Below are 17,818 nucleotides of genomic sequence, written 5' to 3'. Positions count from 1 at the left end.
GCTATTCGATTGGTAAACGTTGCAGAAGATAGGCCGGTTCCCTGGCATCGACACCGGCGATGACGAACCCGGCAGCAAGAGAGGCCTCGATCTCCTCACGGACCCTAAGGCGCTCAGCGCTCGCCGCAGCCGGATCGGCTCTAAGCAATCCGGCGAAATCTGAAGGTAGGGCGATCCGGCGGGCAGTTGCGACCTGGCTGGCCGTCAGCGCGGCCTCCCCTGCCCGGCATCGGGCGTAGCGATCGCCGTCCAGTCTCCAATCGACGAGCAAGCGGTCGGATGCGGTACCTGCGTTGATGCCGCCCATTTTCCCGTAATAGTCGCGGTGATAGGTGCTTGATGTCGCGCCAAGACGACCGATGTTGAGGGCGGCGTTGGGAAGGCGCAGCGGATCGTAGGTCCAACGCACGTGCCGTATGCCTCGCTGGAGGCACCAGTCGGCCTGATAGAGCTTCAACTTCAGGCCGAGCCCCAAGCCACGCGCTTCGGCGCGCACGGCGAGACGATGCGAATGCTGCACGCCGGGCGTTGCCGTTGGGAAGGCGAAGACGTAGCCGATCAGGCGGTCCTTAACAAAGGCGCCGGCGGCTAGTCCCCCCTCGGCCTGAATGACCATCATCAGATCGCCAGGATCGGTCTTGTCGTCCGGACCCCACACGTCGCGTTGAAGATCCTCGGCGGCGTGGAACTCGACCATGCCCGAAAGATCGCGGATAACAGGCTGAGTATCTATGGAGCTCATGCGGAAAAGCCCCGAACCGACCGGGTGACGTTGTCGAGCGCATCGCGATCAAGGTGAACACCGATGCCCGGCCCCTCCGGTACAGGCATGCGACCGTCAACGGTCTCCAATTTCTCGACGATGATGTCGCGGTGGAAATAACGGCTCGCCGACGAAGTATCGCCGGGCTTACGGAAGTTGGGAAGCGTCGACAGATGGATGTTGTGAGCGCGGCCGATGCCCGATTCCAGCATGCCGCCGCACCAGACGGGAACGTCGAAGGCGGCGGCGATGTCGTGGATGCGGATCGCCTCGGCAAGCCCACCGACACGGCCGACCTTGATGTTAATCACGCGCGTTGCATCGGCCTGGAGCGCCCGCCGGGCGTGACCAGCACTGCGGATGCTTTCGTCGAGGCAAATGGGCGTCTTGAGCCGGCTCTGCAGCACCGCATGGTCGGCGATGTCGTCGTGGGCCAGCGGTTGCTCGACATATTCAAGGTGGAAATTATCGAGCTGGCCGAGCACCGCCCAATCGGACAGGCGGTAGGCACTGTTGGCGTCGACCGACAGCTTGATGTTGGGGAAGGCCCGGCGCACCGCTTCCAACAGTTCGACGTCATGGCCCGGCATGATCTTAAGCTTGATGCGCTTGTAGCCCTGCGCCACATGGCTCTCCACCAGCGACAGCGTACCGTCGATCGGACCGATACCGAGCGATACGCCGACGTCAACCGCCTCGCCCGAACCACCGATCAACGTCTTGAGTGGCAGGTCGAGCCATTTGGCCCACAGATCCCAAAACGCCATCTCGACGGTGGCGAGCGCCATCCGGTTGCCGCGCCATGGAGAGAGTAACCTTTCGACAGCGGCCGGGTTATCGAACGATTGCCCCATCATCGACGGCAGAATGGTCTCGCCGATCAGATCCATGGCACCGGCGATCGTCTCCTCGAGAAAGTCGGGTAGCGGATCCATCACCCCCTCGGCGTAGCCTTCCAAACCGCCGGCAGAAAGCGTCACCAGCGGAAAGACACGTTCGGTCATGGTGCCGGTGGAGATGGTGAAGGGGTTGACCAAGGGCAGCCGGACGAGCCTCAACTCGGCACGCTCGATTGGCGGAAGGGAACGGGTCATCGGCGGAACCTCCGGGAAAAGCCCGGGAACGGTAGGCTGCTGCAAGTTTCTTTGCAAGATTGACAGCCGGCAATTTCCCTGTCAGCGTTCCCGCGAATTCAGGTGGGAGCTTAGGGTGAAGGAACGGCGTGGCACAAAGGAAACGGCGGGATCAGGCGCCGACCTTAGGCGCCGCATCGAGGAAAGCCTTGCCGCCGCCACACGGACGGAAGCAGCCATCGCAGGCTTCTTTTTGAGCGATCTTTCCAGCCTGCCCTTCGAAACCGCCGGCTCGGTTGCCCGCCGGATTGGCGTGTCCGAAGCCTCTGTCGGCCGCTATTGTCGCGCTATCGGCTTCCGCCATTTCAAGGATCTTAAAACATCGCTCAGGAGTGACCTCGGCGATCGCGCCTTTCTGATTGGCGACCGATTGCGCGATTTCGCCGAACGCAACCGGACTGGAGACAGCCGAGCCCTCGAAAAGGAAATCGCGGCCATTGTGGCCAACCATGAGCTGGCCGCGAAACCTGCCTTCCGCGCCGTGGCGGCGCGGCTCGCCCGCGCCGATAAGGTCTTCGTTGCCGGCTTTCAGACCGAGCGCGGCCACGCCCAGTATCTCGCCCACGGTCTTTCCTACCTCCGGCCGAACGTGCATCTGATGGACGCCGCCGACGGAACCTTTGCCGAACTTTTGCTCGGTACGCCTTCGGAGACGGCTCTGGTGATCATCGACGGTCGCCGTTATTCGCGCCTCGCCCGCCATCTCGGCATTGCCGCCCGCAACGCGGGTACGCACGTGACGCTGATCACCGATCCCTATTGCACCTGGGGCAGCGAAGCAGCCGACGAGGTGTTCGCCGTCAGCACCGATTTCGATCAGTTTTGGGATGCAACGTCGGCGATGGCAAGCCTGATCGGCCTGATCGTCAACGCGGTATTTGCCGAGCTGGGACCGGAGGTGGAGGCGCGCCTCAATGCGGTATCGGCGCTTTACGGCGACTTTATCGGTCACACCGTCGTGGGCGGGCGAGACCGTCCGGCACAACGGCCGGCCGCTAATCGTCCTCGCCGCAAGACCGAAGCTGCAGGCAAATAAGACGGCTTGTCGCCCCGTGCGGAGCGGACCAACTCTGCTGTTGCGTTTTTTAAAAGCAAAACGCCCGACATCCTTGCGGATCGGGCGCTCGACCTGAACAACTCGGCTAGCAGCCACCTATGTCAGAGACCGGAGATCCGGCTGCCGCCAGCGCGGACATACTGACGCTCACGGAATTCCGAACCGAAGCCGCGCACATAGCTGGTGCCCCGCTCGACGGCGCGGGATTCGCGGAACGTCCTGTTGAGGGGAGCCTGGGCGAACATCTCGGTTTCCTTTCCATGTGCCGAACGACCTTGTTCGACGCCGCTGATATAGGCTTTCGATCACATATACGAAAGTCGTATTCGCTGAAGGCCGACCAAAGAAAATCTAAAAGCAGCGTTAGGTTCTCCTTTACCTTTATCGAGGGCCACCGCTCGATCAGGCCTTGAGTGTAAAGCGAATGGGGTCAAAGCCCTCGACGATTGCGACCGCCATCTCGCCCGACACAATGGCGTGGCCGCCGCCGAAGGCTCCGGTGGTCACCACCTCCCCCGCCCGAAGCGGAAGCGAGCGCGTTGGCAAGCCAACTCAGGGGATGGGCGGGGTCGCCTGAGGCGGTGTCCGCCTTTGTGGTCCGCGACGACACGTCCGCGAACCTCAAGTCGCACAGCCATGTTCGCATGCACGCGAGCGCGCCGGTTACAAGTTTCAGGAGCGCGCCTGAAAAGCGCAGAGAATAACGCCTGCCGTCGACGGCTGTTTAGAAGGTGTGCCGATAGACGCGGAACCCATCGCTTAGCCGATGGTTGCTGGTTGGATTGCCGGGAAACTGCCACATTCGGAGGCGGAGCGGACCGGCCTCCGTCTACTGCCATCCTCCCCATCCAAGGCGGTCATTCGTAAGGATATGATCCATTGTGACGACCAAGCCACCCGTCACGTCAGACACTCCAGGGGCGCGGACGTCGGACGGCCCTAGTGTCGAGACGCTTCTCGAATTCCAGCACCGGCACGCGGTGGCGCCGGAACAGGTGCCTCACCGGGCACATTGGCGGCGACGCCTGCGCCAGCTCTATGTTGGAACGGATCCCAAGGCGGTGCGCTTTCAGTGGGCGTTTGCCACAGTCGACCTGATCATCATCGCCTTCTTCATCTTGAGCCCGGTCCTGCAGGAGTGGCGGGCCTTCCTGTGGTTCGACTATGCCGTGGCTTGCCTGCTCGCCAGCGACCTGGCGGCAAGGGCTGTGGCTGCCATCAGCCTTCGGCGGTGGTTGCGACGACCATCCGTCTGGGTGGATTTCATCGTGCTGGCAACGCTGCTGGCCCCCCTCTGGGTTGCCAACCTCGGTTTCCTGCGTATCCTTCGCCTTTGGACCTTGTCACAGAAAGACGTCTTCTGGCGCTCGCTGCGTCGGCGAGGCTACTGGGAGTGGGAAGACGTTGGGCGGGCGGCGATCAATCTCATCACCTGTCTCTTCGTCATAACGGGCTTCGTCTACACCGCCTTCGCACGGCCCGGTTCGGGCATGGAGGGCTGGATAGACGCGCTTTATTTCACCGTCGCCACCGTTACCACCACCGGCTTCGGCGACATTACCCTTCCCGGAACGATCGGCAAGCTGACGTCCATCGTCACCATGATCGTTGGCATCTCTTTGTTCGTGCGTTTGGCGCAGGCGCTATTTCGCCCTTACAAGGTCGCGTTCCGCTGTCCGAAATGCGCGCTCATGCGGCACGAACCGGACGCCGTCCATTGCAAGGCCTGCGGTCACCTCCTGGCAATTCCCGACGAGGGGAACGGGTGAGTCGCGAAAATGGCACATCGGAGCCGCTGATCGGTAACCCTCCGTCTGGACAAGACGCTCTTTATCTCGCTTGATGCCGCCAAACCATGGCTGCGCCGCCGTCAGCGGCGTATCATGGAACACGACGCACGTGCCCGACAACGAGGAACCGCCATGACCGAAACGCTGAGCCAGCTGCGCAGGATCGCGCAGAACCCAACCCTGAGCTTCAAGCAGAAGGCACATGCGCTGGCGATCGAAGCCGAGAATATGCTGCCCTACGTGCTGCTCGACACCGAGACGCGCGCCGCGCTTGATGCCCGCATCATCTGCGACATGTACGAGGGACACGCGCCCTACAAGCCGCGCTACGTGCTGCCCGACTACGAGGTGGTACTACGGAACGGCTCCGAACATCTGGAGCTGCCGAAGCCGGAAACGCTTGACGAAGCAATCAGCACATTGCAGATCGCCTACCATCACGTACCCTCCGTAACCGGCATGCCGGTGTTTATCGGCCATCTTGACGCGCTGCTCCTGCCCTTCTGCGACGGCGTTTCCGACGACGACCTCTATCGCAAGATCAAGCTGTTCTGGCGCTACATCGACCGTGTGCTGCCGGACGCCTTCCTGCACGCCAACATCGGCCCCACCGACAACCGCGTCGCCCGCGCCATTCTCCGTGTCGACGCCGAGCTGAAGCAGGTAGCGCCCAACCTCACCTTTCTCTACGACCCCGAAGTCAGCGGCGAAGCCATGCTGCGGCTTTGCACCGACAACATCATCGCCTGCTCCAAGCCCCACATCGCCAACCACCCGATCCACCGCGAAGTGTTCGACGAGCCGGGCTACGCCATCGTCAGCTGCTACAACGCCCTGCCTCTCAGGGGCGGCGCCGCGTCGCTTGCCCGGATCAATCTCAAGAAGGTGGCCGAGGCAAGCGCCAGCGAGGCCGAATTTCTCGATGTCCAGCTGCCGCGCTACGTCAATCTCAACGCCCGCCTGATGCGCGCCCGCATCGACTATCTGTTCCGCCAGTCGGGCTTCTTCGACGGCAACTTCCTCGTCGAGGAAGGCTGGATCGACAAGGACCGCTTCACGGCGATGTTCGGCATCTTCGCCATGGCCGAGGCGGTCAATCAGTTGCAGGATATCGCCGGACGGCCTGGCCGCTACGGCCATGATGCCGCGGCCAACGCCCTTGGCCACCGCATTTCGGCCCGTCTCGCCGAGCTTGTCGCCCGCGAACCGATGGAGCACGTCTGGCGCGGGGTTGCCATGCTGCACGCCCAGGCCGGCCTCTCCAGCGACGCCGGCACCACCCCCGGCGTGCGCATTCCCTATGGCAGCGAGCCCGACCCGGTCAGCCACGTGCAGGCGCTCTTGCCGCACCACCAGCACTATCTTTCAGGCGTATCGGAGATCCTGACCCTCGACGAAACGGTGCGAGCCAACCCCGAAGCGGTGTTCCAGCTTGCCAAGGGTGCCCTGCAACTCGGCTTCCGTGAGTTCACCGCCAATGTCGCCGGCAACGATCTGGTGCGCGTCACCGGCTTCATGATTCGCCTCTCCGACGTCAAGCTTTACAACGCGGCGAAAGGATCGCGCGTCAATACGACAGCGCTTGGGGCTGAGGCGGCTGAAACGGTGCATATTCTCGCCCGTAAGCCTCGGGTTGTCGGGCTGGAGCTGATGGCAGGTTCGGGTGTCTAACGGCGTCGCCGCCGTCAGCAAATTCCTGACCTGGTCGGTAGTCGACGGGCCGGGAAATCGCTTCGTCCTGTTCCTGCAGGGCTGCAACTATCGTTGCATCACCTGTCACAACCCGCACACCATCGGCGTCTGCTGCGACTGCGGCGCCTGCGTTGCCGTTTGCCCGTCGGGCGCGCTGAACCGAACCGGTCGCAAGGTTGCCCACGACCCCGCTGTCTGCATTGCCTGCGATAGCTGCCTTGCGGCTTGCCCGACACGCGCCAACCCGATGGTAAAGCGCATGACGGTGGAGGACGTACTTGGCCTTCTCCGCCGCAATGCCCCCTTCCTCAACGGCCTCACCGTGTCAGGCGGTGAGGCGACGTTGCAGCTCGACTTCCTGATCGACCTGTTCACGGCCGTCAAGGCGGCGCCGGACCTCGCCCATCTGACGCTGTTCATCGACAGCAACGGCCATCTGCCGGCCGAAGGCTGGCAAAAGGTACTGCCGCTGACCGATGGCGTCATGCTCGACATCAAGGCTTTCGACACCGAGCGCCACCGCCGCCTCACCGGCACCGACAACGATCTGTCGCTCGCCTCGGCCAGACTGCTGGCCGACGCCGGCAAGCTCTACGAATTGCGCTTCCTGCTGATTCCCGGCGAGACCGACCATCCTGAGGAAATCGCAGCCCTCGCCACTCTGGCATGCGCACTCGGTTCGCAGACGCGCCTCCGCCTCAACGCCTTCCAACACCACGGGGTGCGCGGACCAGCCGCCAGTTGGCTGCCCATGCCGCGCGCTGGCGTCGAAGCTGCGGCCGCCACTCTAAGGGCCAACGGCGTTGCCGAGGTAGCGGTGCCGTCGGTCTGGTTACCCTGAAGCGGCGCGACAAACGTAAGGTTCGATCTGCGGGCGTCAATTGGCGACTTTCAATGAAGTCTATGTCGGGCATTGAATTTCCTTCGCCCGCCGGCGTGCCCATGTTCGGTGCATATGACGCCGCTCGCCAAGGAAGCCGCCACCCCATGCTGATGCACCACCTGCTCTATCGCGCCGCCGAGCGCGTCCCGGACGCTCCTGCCCTCAACTGGGTGGATCGCAACCTGGCGCTCACCGCCGAACAAGCGGTAGGCGGCATGGAGAGAATGGCCGGTGCCTTGGCTCACCTCGGCATCTCGCCCGGTGACCGGGTGCTGATCTTCGCCCATAACGGCATGGATTATCTCCTGGCCATGCTCGGGATTTGGCGACTCGGCGCCATCTCGGCCTTGGTGAACGTGAAATACGCCGACGATCTCGCCTATTACGTCGGCGATCACCGTCCCAAGGCGATCATCTATACCCACGACATGGAAGGACCGGTGAAGGCTGCCGCCGCGGCGATAGGTTGCGTCTCTCATCTCATCTGCATGGACGGTCCACAGGACGGCGCCCACGCGCTGCCGGAACTGATGGCGGCCAACTTTGCCCCACCGACCGACCCTGAAGACGCCACGGCGATCGCCCATCTTTCCTACACTTCTGGCACAACGGGCAAACCCAAAGGCGCCTGCCTCGCCCACGAGCCGACCGTTACTGCCGCCCGCTGCATTGGCGAACGACTGCGCATCCGCGCCGCCGACCGCTCCTTCGGCCCGACGGCCCTGTCGAGCTCCTATCAGCTGGTGGCCAACCTGCTGCCACCGATGGCGGCCGGTGCCATCGTCAATGTCATGGGAAAGTGGACGCAGGCGACCGGCTGGGACGCGCTCGAACGGACCGGAGCCACCGTGTTCGTCGGCAATCCGGTTGTGCTGACCGAACTTCTCGAGGAATCGCAGACGCGTGGCCGACTGCCATCACCGCTGCGCTTTGGGCTTTCAGGCGGAGGGCCGGTACCTCCTACCTTGCGAAAGGCCTTCCGCGACGTGTTGAAGCTGCCGTTGGTCGAAAGTTTTGGCCAAAGTGAAATCGGCGGTTTCTTCGCCCTCGGCTTTCCCGAACTCGAACGGGATGACGGCAAACTGGTTCGCGTCGGGCCGGGCACGCCGGACAAGGAGGTGGCGATCCTGACCACCTCCGGCACCCGAGCTCCCATTGGAACCGTGGGTGAGATCTGCCTGAGGGGTGGCTTCATGGCCGGCTACTGGGGCCGGCCAGAGAAAACAGCTGAAGCAACGCGGGGCGGCTGGCTGCATTCCGGCGATCTCGGCAGCATCGATGCCGATGGCTATGTGACCATGCGCGGCCGCGTTGCCGAACTCGTCACGGTAGATGGCGTAGATTGGTTCCCTCGGGACGTCGAGGAGGCGCTCGCGGCTCAACCGGGCGTACTGCTGGCCGCGCTGGTCGGCGTGCCCAATCCCGCTGGTGGGAGTACCCCAATCGCCTACATAACAGAGCGCCACGGGGAAACGGTCGATCTTGCCGCGCTCAAGGCGACCATCGCAGCGCTCGTACCCTACGACTTGACGCCGCTGATCATCCGCAAGGCGACGAGCCTTCCCATGACGCCAACCGGCAAAATCGCCAAGGCGACACTCGCCGCCGAAGCCGCAGCGTGAGCGACGACATGACATCCTTTTCCTGGTGGAATCTCTCGACCGCCGACTTCGCAGGCCGCGATCTTTCAAAGACGGTCGCGGTGCTGCCCGTCGGCGCGGTCGAGCAACACGGCCCCCACTTGCCGGTCAGTGTCGACGCGGCAATCAATGCCGGCGTATTGGCCGATGCGCTCGCCAAACTCGCCGCCGATACCGACGTTCTGGTGCTGCCTCCATTGCCCTACGGCAAGTCCGATGAGCACATCGCTTTTCCCGGAACGATTGCCGTTACGGGCGAAACGCTGGCACGCATCTGGTTTGAAATCGCCGAAAGCGTTCATCGCGCCGGCGTCCGCAAGCTGGTGTTCTTCAATGCTCATGGTGGTCAGATCGCCCTGATCGACATCGTTTGCCGCGATATCCGGGTGAAGCTCGGCATGCTGGCGGTTGCCTGCTCGTGGTTCCGCATCACGACAGTCGACGACATCATTCCAGCCGCCGAATCGGCGCATGGCATTCACGGCGGAGATCTCGAGACCAGCGTCATGCTGCATCTGCACGGCGATCTCGTTGCCATGGACAAAGCCGAGGATTTCGTTCCGCTGACGGTGGAGATCGAGGCTTCCGGCAGCCTGCTGACCGCAGAGGGCGCCGTCGGCTTCGGCTGGCAGGCGCAGGATCTTCACCCCAAGGGCGTTGCCGGCAATGCCAAGGTCGCCACTGCCGAAAAGGGACGGATCATCGTCGATCGCGCCGGGTCGGCTTTCGTTTCACTGTTGGGGGACGTTGCTGCCTTTGACCTTGATCGGCTGACCCCCAAAACGGCCTTCTCCGGCTGAGCGATCAAGCGCTTGCAGCGAGCCTGCGTAACCGGCGGCGGCGATACGCCTCGCTCAGGCCAACCAGCAGCGCCGTCAGGACGAGCACCACCACCTGCATGGCGTTGAGATCGGGCCTGAGTTCGCGCCGGAATTCCGAGGCGACCATCAGCGATAGCGGCTGGGTTCGGCCGGCGAGGAACATGGCGATGGTCAGATCGGCCAGCGACAGGATCACGCCAACCGAATAGGCACCCGACAGCGCCGGCCTGATTTGCGGCAACAGCACCCGCAGGAAGGCTTGCCAGGGCGTGGCGCCCAGATCGCGCGCCGCCTCTATGAGACGGGGATCCAGACGCACCATCACCGCCGAGATCAGCGCCGTAGCGAAGGGCAGCGCGACCAGCGACTGCGCCAGGATCAACGCTGTGGCCCCACGCTCGAAACCGACGCGGCTCATGATCATGGCCTGGGCGATCGACAGAACGCTCTTCGGCACCAGGAAGGGGATCAGCAGCAGGACGGCGAAAAGGCCGCGCCAGCGAAATCCCGGCGCCGTCAGGGCGAGCGAGGCCATCAGGCCGAACAGCATGGCGAGAATACCGACCGGCTGCGAAATCAGAAACGAGGTGACGAACCCCTTGAGGAAATTCTCGTTCTGCGCCAGCTCGCGATACCATTCGAAGGTGAAGCCGGACAGCGGAAAGGCCATCAATGCGGAATCGTTGAAGGAAAACACCGCGAGCACGACGAGCGGCAGATAGAGAAATCCGGCCGCGACGATCAGTACGGAAAGGCTGGCTCGTCCCATCATACCCTCCCCATCACGGCCCGCGCGCCCTTGAAGCGCAACAGCAATCCCGCCATGGCCGAGGCGACGAGGAACAGGGTTGCGAGCAGCGCCAGAGCCAATGCCGAAGCAAGTGGCCAATCGAACGCAGTACCGAACAGATTGTCGACCAGCGCCATGGCGGTGGACCCCGACGTCCCGCCAAGAAGGCTCGGCGTCAGCATCTCGCCGGCCGCCAAGGCAAAGACGGTGAGGCTGCCGGCAGCCAAACCCGGCGTGGTCAGCGGGAAAATGACGCGGAAGAAGGCGTCGATCGGCCGGGCACCGAGATCGCGCGCGGCCTCGATCAGCCGACGATCCACCATTTCGGCCGACACCCAGATGGCAAGCACCATATACGGCAGATTGTTGTAGGTGAGGACAAGACCGATGGTGAAGGGCGAAAACAGCAGGAATTTCAACGGCTGGTCGATCACTCCCAATCCCTGGAGCAGCGTGTTGACCAGCCCCTCGCCACCCAGAACGATCCGCCAGGCATAGATGCGAACGATCTCGCCGGTATAAAGCGGCGTTAGCAGCATAATGATGGCGAGCCCTTTCCCCGACGCGGCAAGCCGCGTCAGCGCCAGCGCCACCGGATAGCCGAGAAGGGCCGTGAACACGGTGGTTGAAAGCCCGGACAGAACGGCTTTGCCGATCAGGAACCAATCGGTCGAGGAAAAGGCAAGTTCCCCCCAGGCCCTGAACGAGAAGGCTGGAACCAGGTCGAAATCTTCCACCTCATAGAAACTGAAGGCAACGAGGACGGCGAGTGGTGCAAGACAACCCGCGACGATCGCCGCCGCGACCGGCAGCGCAAGATGGCGCTGGCGGAAAATCATGCGACGATCCTCGTGATGAAGCTGCGGTCTGCATCAAGCCAGAGAGCAACCGGCGTGCCAACGGAATAGGGTATTTCGGCAGCAAAGCGCAGAGATATCCCGGCGACTTCGGCCTGCATCATGCTCCGCTCGCCCTGGAAGACGCAGTTACTGACGTCGCCAGTAAAGGTCGCCTCCCCTTCCCCGCGCGTTGACAACAACTCGGGACGGATGACCAGCATGGCTAGGTCGCCGGCAGCGAGCCCCTCGGCAGCCGGCGCGGTAATCGCGCCAAGCGCGGTTTCAATCGTCGCCACCTCCCCACGGCGCTCGAGGACTCGCCCTTCGACCAGGGTCGAGTTGCCAATGAAATCGGCCACGAAGCTGTCGGCTGGGCGACTATAGATTGTCTGTGGGTCGGCTTTCTGAGCGATGCGCCCCTTGTTCATCACCACCACGATGTCGGATAGCGCGAAGGCTTCTTCCTGGTCATGCGTCACATAGACGAAAGCGATGCCGAGACGCCGTTGCAGGGCCTTCAGCTCGATCTGGAGATGACCACGCATCTTGCGGTCGAGGGCCGACAGAGGTTCATCAAGCAGCAAAAGGCGCGGCTCGGCGATGATCGATCGCGCCACCGCGACGCGTTGCTGCTGCCCACCGGAAAGCTGATGCGGATAACGCTCGCCAAAATCGGCCATATGGACGGCATCAAGCGCTCGCCGCACGCGCGCGGCAATATCGGCAACCCCACCCCGAAGCTTCAACGAGAAAGCGACGTTGTCATTGACGGTGAGATGAGGAAAGAGGGCATAGGATTGGAAGACCGTGTTAACGGGCCTCCGCTCGGGTGGCACGTCGGCAAGCGGCGTGTTGTCGAGACGCATTTCACCGGCATCCGGCGCCTCGAAACCGGCAATCATTCGGAGAACCGTCGTCTTGCCGCACCCCGACGGACCGAGCAATGTCAGGAATGCCCGTTCGGGTACGTCGAGGTCAATGCCGTCCACCGCGGTCGAGCGACCAAATGTCTTGACGATACCTCGCATGGCGAGAAGCAGCGGCGAGGCCGCCGGCTCCGTCCGCTTGTCCATTCCGCTTTCCACCAATGTAAATGCCTCGGTCATCGAGTTCGGGCGGTCTCCCCCAACCTCGCTCGACAAGCAAATCCCGCACCGTTCGGTTTCCGATCGAGCGGTGCGGACAGCGGATCAGGCAGCCTTGACCTCGTTCCAGACCTTCAGCCACTCCGAATAATTGTCCGGCGCCACCGGCCACATGAAGTTCTGCATGACCGAGAGGTCATCGACGAAGATTGCTTCCTGCTTTTCGTGGCTCAGCTTGTCGCGGATGATCGACGACGTGGTGGCGTAGTTGCCGATCTCGGCAATGGTGGAGGCGTAATCGGCGCCGAGCAGATAATCGGCGAACTTGTAGGCAATCTCCAGCTTCTCGTCCGGCAGGTTGGCCGGGATGCCGAAGCAGTCGCACCAGCCCATGATGCCGGCCTTCGGCTTGGCCATCGCCACCTTCATCTTGTCCTTCAGCGCGTCGTAGGGGACGCGCCAGGAGAAGGCAGCCGTCACTTCGCCGGTGGCGAATAGATTGGTGAGGTCGCCGATGGTTTGCCAGTAGGTCCGAAGCAATGGCTTCTGCGCGATCAGCGCCTTCTTGACCTCGGCGAGGTCGTCCGACGTCAGCAGGAAGGCGCGCTCACGCGGAATACCGATGTGCAAGGCGGCGATGGCGATCGATTCGAGGGCGTAGTCGCGCATGGCGAGCTGGCCCTTGAACTTGGGATCGAACAGCGTCGAGTAAGTTGGCTCTTCGGTGTGAATGTCCGACCGGTAGACGATCGGATTGAGGCCCCAGAGATAGGGAATGGCATAGGTGGCGCCATCTTCGCCCTTCACCTTGTCGGTCGCTTTGAACACGTCGTACATGTGCGCAAGGTTGGGAACCTTGGAAAGATCGAGCGGCTTCAGCACCTTGGCCTTGATGTAGCGCCAAGCGCCGTTCAGCGAGGGATTGACGATATCCCAGTCGGACGCCGAGCCGGTCTTGAGGGCGGCGAACTGCGCATCCTCGCTCGACAGGAAGGATAGCTTCACCTTGGTGCCCGTCGCCTTCTCGAAGGCTGCGACATATTCGGGATGGCCGTTGGAATCCCACGTTGCCCAGACGATCTCAGACACGGCGGCGGAAGCCCGACCCATCGGGCCAAGAAGCGAAAGCCCTGCGCCGGCCGCGAGCCCCCCTAGCATCTGGCGGCGGTTAAGTGTGAAGCGCTGCATGTGAAAACCCCTCTCGCTTGCGGAAAGACAGTCCTGTTCCCTTTATTTTGAGGAAGTTTGCATTGCCCCGCCGAGCAACGTCCATATGGCGGTCACAATAGACACTATAGGCACATGCCAAGATGGAGCGCCTTTGCCGGCGCGAAATCTCAGCTAAGATGACCGGTGATGCTATCGCTTGCTCCGGACCGCCATGCCGCTTCCCAACCTTGATCATGCTGCCTATCTCCGCCGGGCCTTTGCCGTCGCGGCGGAGGCGGTCGCCAACGGCAGCCATCCGTTTGGAGCCATCCTGGTTGGCAGCGACGGCGCCGTGCTGATGGAACAGGGCAATGCCTACCTTCCGGACCACGACATGACGGGTCACGCCGAACGGGTATTGGCAACGCGCGCCTCGCAACGCTTCCGTCCGGCCGAGCTTGTGGGCGCCACGCTCTACTCCTCGGCTGAGCCTTGCGCCATGTGCGCTGGGGCTGCCTATTGGGCAGGCATTGGCCGCATCGTCTACGGGCTTTCCGAAAATACGCTCGGACAGATTACCGGTAATCATCCCGAAAATCCGACACTCGACCTACCGTGCCGGACAGTGCTGGAAAGCGGCCAACGGACCGTCGAAGTGATCGGTCCGCTGCTCGAAGATGAGGCAGCCCAACTTCATCGGTCGTTCTGGGACAAGCGCTGAACTAGTAGTTCGACTCCGACATTTGCATCCGCTTGATATCGGCCTCGGAGCAAATGTCGGAGTCATAAGAACCACTAGCAAGTTATTGTTTCTAGTGGAGCTTTTGAATTTTACATTTGACCGCGAGCTTTATGTCAGGCGGGACTCAAATGTCAAATTCGCTCCACTAGCTTCACTCGGCTGCGACGCGCAGCATTTGCGATCCCGCGTCGGCCGAGCCCTTCAGATCGGCGACCGCGGCCTTAACCAAATGGCGGAACCAGATATGGGCTGGTGAGTGGTGCTTGCAGTCGTGCCAGAGCAGATAGAAATCCATGCAGCCGAACTCGACGGGAGCATCGATGACGGCGAAATTTCCCGTCTCGGCCATCTGCTCGGCAAAGGGTGCCCCCGTGGTGAAGATCAGGTCGGACCCGGCCAGCATATGCGGGACGATGGCATATTCCGGTACCGAAGCGGCGATATGCCTGTTGAGACCAAGTTCCATCAGCCGACCGTCGATCGGGCTATATTGCTTCATAACATCGGCCGACGGCGACAGATGCCGTTCGGCGAGATACCGATCCATGCTGAGAGGACCAATGGTGCCAGCGAGCCGATGATTGCCGGCGACGACACACCTGATCGGCGTTGAAAGCAGCGGTGCCAGGCGCAACTGCTCGGGTGGTCGCGGCCAGTTGCCGACGACGAGATCGAGCGAACCATCGGCGAGATGGGCCATCAGTTCGTCGTGTCCCGGAAGCGTCGCAACGTCGATGGACGCTTTCGGCGCCTCTTCGGCAAGCCGGGCGAAGATGCGAGGCAAGAAGGCCGAATCCAGGCAATTAGCGGCCGCGATACGGAAACGCCGCTTGGTATGCTCGGGATCGAAACTGGGTGGCGGCGCCAAAAGAGCATCTATGTCGACAAGCAGTCGCTGCAATGTCGCTCTGAGTTCAAGGCCACGCTCGGTGGGGACAAGCACACCGCCTGACCGCACCAAAATCGGATCGCCGATCAATTCGCGCAGTCGCTTCAGCGCCAAACTGACAGTCGGTTGCGTCTGGCCGAGTATTTCGGCGGTGCGCGACACGCTGCATTCGGTAACCAGCAGAAGCAGTGTCCGCATCAGGCGGACATCGAAGGCACCGTTGACGGGCTCCATGGAACAGCTCAATCCTTGAGAAGAGCAAAGCAGCTATGGCCATTGGAAAGCACCAAGCGTGCCAAGTTGATTCCATAGATACGTTATCTCGCAAAAGCGGCCTGAAGAGAGAACGGAACCAAGCGCGCAGGGTTTAACAACACTGAGTTGCGTTGGCGATCCGCGGAAAATGACGATCCGCAACCTCTAGCGACAGCACATAATCAGGTTTCGATCACATCGAGAGTGAAAAATATTCACTCTGTCGAAAGTATTATCAGAAAAGATCCCATGGCATTCGCCTTGGGGTCGGCTGGCCATGCGGGACACGGATACAACCTGTGACGCTGAAATCTATGCCAGTCAGGCACGCTCCTCTATCGAGGGCACACCGAACACCATAGGCGCGAATACAACGCTGACAGTTGCGCTGGTCGGCGTATTGCTGCCCGAAACAACGTCGCCCTGGGTTTTTGTCTGGCTAGCCGTATCGCTTTCGGTATCGGCGGCCCGGATATTTCACTACCGGCATATTCGGGCCGTGGGCATCGAGACGTACTCGCCCAGAAAAGCATTGCGTGATCTGAGGATCCTTTGCCTGATCGCAGGCTGCCTTTGGGGAGTCGCTCCACTTGCCGAAATCGGAAATGTCAGCGCGTCTACTTTGGCTTTCACGGCCTTCATTGTCGTCGGCACGACATCGACGGCGCTGACACAAAACTTTTCATATGCACCAGCCAATCTGATGTTCATGCTGCCGGCGTTGCCGCCGACGGCTGTTGCTCTGTTTGCGACTGAAAAATGGGCGGCCGGCATCATCGGCGCCGACATCTTGCTGCTGATCTGGTTGTTTGCCCGGCAAGCGTTCAGCAACGCCCGGGCATTCTGCGACAACGAGCGCCTTCGCCTGTCGGCCCTTTCGATGGCAAGTTCGCTTGCCGGTGCCAACCGGGAAATAACCGCGGCCAATGCGCGTCTCCACCAGTTGGCGACCCATGACGTTCTCACAGGGCTGCACAATCGTGCCGCTTTCAACGACGAACTCGAGCGACGCATTCGCGATTTGACAGGCGGCGAGGACGAGATGGCGCTGGCGATCGTCGACCTCGATAATTTCAAGGTCATCAACGACACCCAGGGACATGCCGCCGGGGATCAGGCCTTGCGCAACATCGCAGTCCGTTTCGGCACGTTGTGCCGGCCGGAGCAGTTCCTTGCCCGACTCGGCGGCGACGAGTTCGCGGTCATCGTTCCCGGACCGGATGCGCTTGGTGTTGCGACCGCTCTAGCCAACAGCTTGATCGCCCAGGTCGGAGAACCATTTGAAGTCGGGGGGCATCCCGTCGTCGGCGCTTCGGTTGGACTCGCGCTTTTTCCAAGGCATGCCCGCTCGCCGAACGAGCTGTTCGCCTCGGCCGATATCGCGCTCTACGACGCCAAGCGCCGAGGAAAGAACCGGGCGGCCCTTTTCGACAACGCGCTCAAGCAGGCGCTCGAACGGCAACAACGCATCGAAAGTGACATCGCCAACGCGATCGCGGACGAACAGCTCGGCGTCGTCTTCCAGCCTCAGGTCGACCTTCAAACCGGGCGGACGCTCGGCCATGAAGCCCTTGTTCGTTGGTCCCATCCAGAGCTTGGCAATGTGGCGCCACCGGAAATCGTCGCAGCGGCCCAAAACACCTACGTCGACGATCGCCTTACGGCTTACGTGCTCGGGCGGGCCTGCGATTTCGTTGACGGTCTGTCGGCTAAAGGCGACGGTACCACCGTTGTTGCGGTCAATGTTTCGCCCGTCGAATTCCGCCGCACCTCACCGGCCCGGACAATCATCGAAGCCCTTACGCTTCGCGGGATAGATCCCCGAAGGATCGAGATCGAAATAACCGAGGAAGCCATTCTGGACTTTGATCTCGCGGAGGCCGATCTTTCGCGCCTTGCCGATATCGGCGTGCGAATTGCACTCGATGATTTCGGAGCCGGGTATTTCTCGCTGGCGTCGGTGTCGGCGCTGCCCTTGCATCGGCTTAAGATCGACCGCTCTTTCATCACCGGCATCGATGGCAGCCCGCGCCATCAATTGGTGGTCGAAAATATCCTTGCCCTGGCGCGCAAACTGGGCGTCTGCGCTGTTGCCGAGGGAATAGAAACAGAAGCGGAGGCGCGCACGTTGCGCCACCTCGGATGCATGGAAGGCCAGGGCTATCTGTTCTGTCGCCCTCTGGACGCGGCCGCGGCTCTTGATCGGCTGGCCCCTCCAGACGCAATCGCGCCCGGTTGACAGGTCCCGCGACCAAAAAGATGCGAGCGGACCTGGATAAAAACTATTCCC

Annotated in this window: 16 protein-coding genes; 8 read left to right on the top strand and 8 right to left on the bottom strand. The window is 62.0% G+C overall.

From position 1 onward, the window contains the following. Nucleotide 1 precedes the first annotated feature (1 nt). A complete protein-coding gene (locus AB6N07_RS02945; protein ID WP_370676327.1) occupies nt 2-742 on the bottom strand; it encodes a GNAT family N-acetyltransferase in 741 nt (246 codons plus the stop codon). Beyond that, complete coding sequence (gene menC / locus AB6N07_RS02940; protein WP_370676326.1) at nt 739-1,857, bottom strand: o-succinylbenzoate synthase; 1,119 nt, start codon at nt 1,855-1,857, stop codon at nt 739-741. The genes AB6N07_RS02945 and menC overlap by 4 nt, the downstream gene beginning before the upstream one ends. 115 nt (nt 1,858-1,972) lie before the next feature. Here menC and AB6N07_RS02935 point away from each other — a divergent pair, with 115 nt between their 5' ends. Then, nucleotides 1,973-2,932 carry a MurR/RpiR family transcriptional regulator gene (locus AB6N07_RS02935; protein ID WP_370676325.1) on the top strand — a complete coding sequence of 320 codons (960 nt, stop codon included), beginning with the start codon at nt 1,973-1,975 and terminating at the stop codon, nt 2,930-2,932. Between the two features lie 122 nt (nt 2,933-3,054). Here the strand turns inward: AB6N07_RS02935 and AB6N07_RS02930 are convergent, their stop codons facing one another. Further along, on the bottom strand, nt 3,055-3,198 hold the full coding sequence (locus tag AB6N07_RS02930) for a hypothetical protein (protein ID WP_370676324.1): 144 nt from the start codon (nt 3,196-3,198) through the stop codon (nt 3,055-3,057). Between the two features lie 735 nt (nt 3,199-3,933). Here AB6N07_RS02930 and AB6N07_RS02925 point away from each other — a divergent pair. The 5 genes from AB6N07_RS02925 (at nt 3,934) to AB6N07_RS02905 (ending at nt 9,758) form a co-directional block, all read left to right on the top strand. Further along, nucleotides 3,934-4,722: a potassium channel family protein gene (locus tag AB6N07_RS02925; RefSeq protein ID WP_370678183.1), complete on the top strand. Its 789-nt coding sequence runs from the start codon at nt 3,934-3,936 to the stop codon at nt 4,720-4,722. 153 nt (nt 4,723-4,875) lie between these two features. Then, nucleotides 4,876-6,414: a YjjI family glycine radical enzyme gene (locus tag AB6N07_RS02920; protein ID WP_370676323.1), complete on the top strand. Its 1,539-nt coding sequence runs from the start codon at nt 4,876-4,878 to the stop codon at nt 6,412-6,414. Then, nucleotides 6,407-7,276, top strand: a complete 870-nt coding sequence (locus tag AB6N07_RS02915) for a YjjW family glycine radical enzyme activase (protein WP_370676322.1) — start codon at nt 6,407-6,409, stop codon at nt 7,274-7,276. The genes AB6N07_RS02920 and AB6N07_RS02915 overlap by 8 nt, the downstream gene beginning before the upstream one ends. Before the next feature lie 146 nt (nt 7,277-7,422). Continuing rightward, entirely contained in the window at nt 7,423-8,940 is a 1,518-nt protein-coding gene (locus tag AB6N07_RS02910) for a class I adenylate-forming enzyme family protein (protein WP_370676321.1), read from the top strand. 8 nt (nt 8,941-8,948) lie between these two features. Beyond that, the gene (locus AB6N07_RS02905; RefSeq protein ID WP_370678182.1) at nt 8,949-9,758 is read left to right on the top strand and encodes a creatininase family protein; all 810 of its coding nucleotides are present in this window, start codon (nt 8,949-8,951) and stop codon (nt 9,756-9,758) included. Nucleotides 9,759-9,762: 4 nt separating this feature from the next. Here the strand turns inward: AB6N07_RS02905 and AB6N07_RS02900 are convergent, their stop codons facing one another. The 4 genes from AB6N07_RS02900 to AB6N07_RS02885 all read right to left on the bottom strand — a co-directional run bounded on the left by AB6N07_RS02900 (nt 9,763) and on the right by AB6N07_RS02885 (nt 13,681). Continuing rightward, nucleotides 9,763-10,548: an ABC transporter permease gene (locus AB6N07_RS02900; protein WP_370676320.1), complete on the bottom strand. Its 786-nt coding sequence runs from the start codon at nt 10,546-10,548 to the stop codon at nt 9,763-9,765. Further along, the gene (locus tag AB6N07_RS02895) at nt 10,548-11,408 is read right to left on the bottom strand and encodes an ABC transporter permease (protein ID WP_370676319.1); all 861 of its coding nucleotides are present in this window, start codon (nt 11,406-11,408) and stop codon (nt 10,548-10,550) included. Before AB6N07_RS02895 ends, AB6N07_RS02900 begins: the two co-directional genes overlap by 1 nt. Continuing rightward, nucleotides 11,405-12,481 (bottom strand): ABC transporter ATP-binding protein, encoded by a 1,077-nt coding sequence (locus AB6N07_RS02890; protein ID WP_370676318.1) that lies wholly within the window; start codon nt 12,479-12,481, stop codon nt 11,405-11,407. Before AB6N07_RS02890 ends, AB6N07_RS02895 begins: the two co-directional genes overlap by 4 nt. 117 nt (nt 12,482-12,598) lie before the next feature. Beyond that, nucleotides 12,599-13,681, bottom strand: coding sequence for a PotD/PotF family extracellular solute-binding protein (locus AB6N07_RS02885; protein WP_370676317.1), 1,083 nt, complete (start codon nt 13,679-13,681; stop codon nt 12,599-12,601). Nucleotides 13,682-13,874: 193 nt separating this feature from the next. Between AB6N07_RS02885 and AB6N07_RS02880 the strand changes: the two genes are divergently transcribed. Next, nucleotides 13,875-14,363 (top strand): nucleoside deaminase, encoded by a 489-nt coding sequence (locus AB6N07_RS02880; protein ID WP_370676316.1) that lies wholly within the window; start codon nt 13,875-13,877, stop codon nt 14,361-14,363. A 172-nt stretch (nt 14,364-14,535) separates the two neighbouring features. On the opposite strand, the gene AB6N07_RS02875 is transcribed toward AB6N07_RS02880, so the two are convergent. After that, nucleotides 14,536-15,507, bottom strand: a complete 972-nt coding sequence (locus AB6N07_RS02875; protein WP_370676315.1) for a LysR family transcriptional regulator — start codon at nt 15,505-15,507, stop codon at nt 14,536-14,538. Between the two features lie 643 nt (nt 15,508-16,150). On the opposite strand from AB6N07_RS02875, the gene AB6N07_RS02870 reads away from it, so the two are divergent. After that, a complete protein-coding gene (locus tag AB6N07_RS02870; protein WP_370676314.1) occupies nt 16,151-17,767 on the top strand; it encodes a putative bifunctional diguanylate cyclase/phosphodiesterase in 1,617 nt (538 codons plus the stop codon). The last annotated feature ends 51 nt before the right edge of the window (nt 17,768-17,818 follow it).

Source organism: Pleomorphomonas sp. PLEO (assembly GCF_041320595.1).
Classification (GTDB): Bacteria; Pseudomonadota; Alphaproteobacteria; order Rhizobiales; family Pleomorphomonadaceae; genus Pleomorphomonas.
This window is presented reverse-complemented; position numbering and strand designations above follow the sequence as displayed.

Coding starts and splice junctions, on each gene's coding strand:
- AB6N07_RS02945 (WP_370676327.1), bottom strand. CDS start 742: ATGAGCTCCATAGATACTCAGCCTGTTATCCGCGATCTTTCGGGCATG.
- menC (WP_370676326.1), bottom strand. CDS start 1,857: ATGACCCGTTCCCTTCCGCCAATCGAGCGTGCCGAGTTGAGGCTCGTC.
- AB6N07_RS02930 (WP_370676324.1), bottom strand. CDS start 3,198: ATGTTCGCCCAGGCTCCCCTCAACAGGACGTTCCGCGAATCCCGCGCC.
- AB6N07_RS02920 (WP_370676323.1), top strand. CDS start 4,876: ATGACCGAAACGCTGAGCCAGCTGCGCAGGATCGCGCAGAACCCAACC.
- AB6N07_RS02910 (WP_370676321.1), top strand. CDS start 7,423: ATGCTGATGCACCACCTGCTCTATCGCGCCGCCGAGCGCGTCCCGGAC.
- AB6N07_RS02905 (WP_370678182.1), top strand. CDS start 8,949: ATGACATCCTTTTCCTGGTGGAATCTCTCGACCGCCGACTTCGCAGGC.
- AB6N07_RS02900 (WP_370676320.1), bottom strand. CDS start 10,548: ATGGGACGAGCCAGCCTTTCCGTACTGATCGTCGCGGCCGGATTTCTC.
- AB6N07_RS02895 (WP_370676319.1), bottom strand. CDS start 11,408: ATGATTTTCCGCCAGCGCCATCTTGCGCTGCCGGTCGCGGCGGCGATC.
- AB6N07_RS02890 (WP_370676318.1), bottom strand. CDS start 12,481: ATGGACAAGCGGACGGAGCCGGCGGCCTCGCCGCTGCTTCTCGCCATG.
- AB6N07_RS02885 (WP_370676317.1), bottom strand. CDS start 13,681: ATGCAGCGCTTCACACTTAACCGCCGCCAGATGCTAGGGGGGCTCGCG.
- AB6N07_RS02880 (WP_370676316.1), top strand. CDS start 13,875: ATGCCGCTTCCCAACCTTGATCATGCTGCCTATCTCCGCCGGGCCTTT.
- AB6N07_RS02875 (WP_370676315.1), bottom strand. CDS start 15,507: ATGGAGCCCGTCAACGGTGCCTTCGATGTCCGCCTGATGCGGACACTG.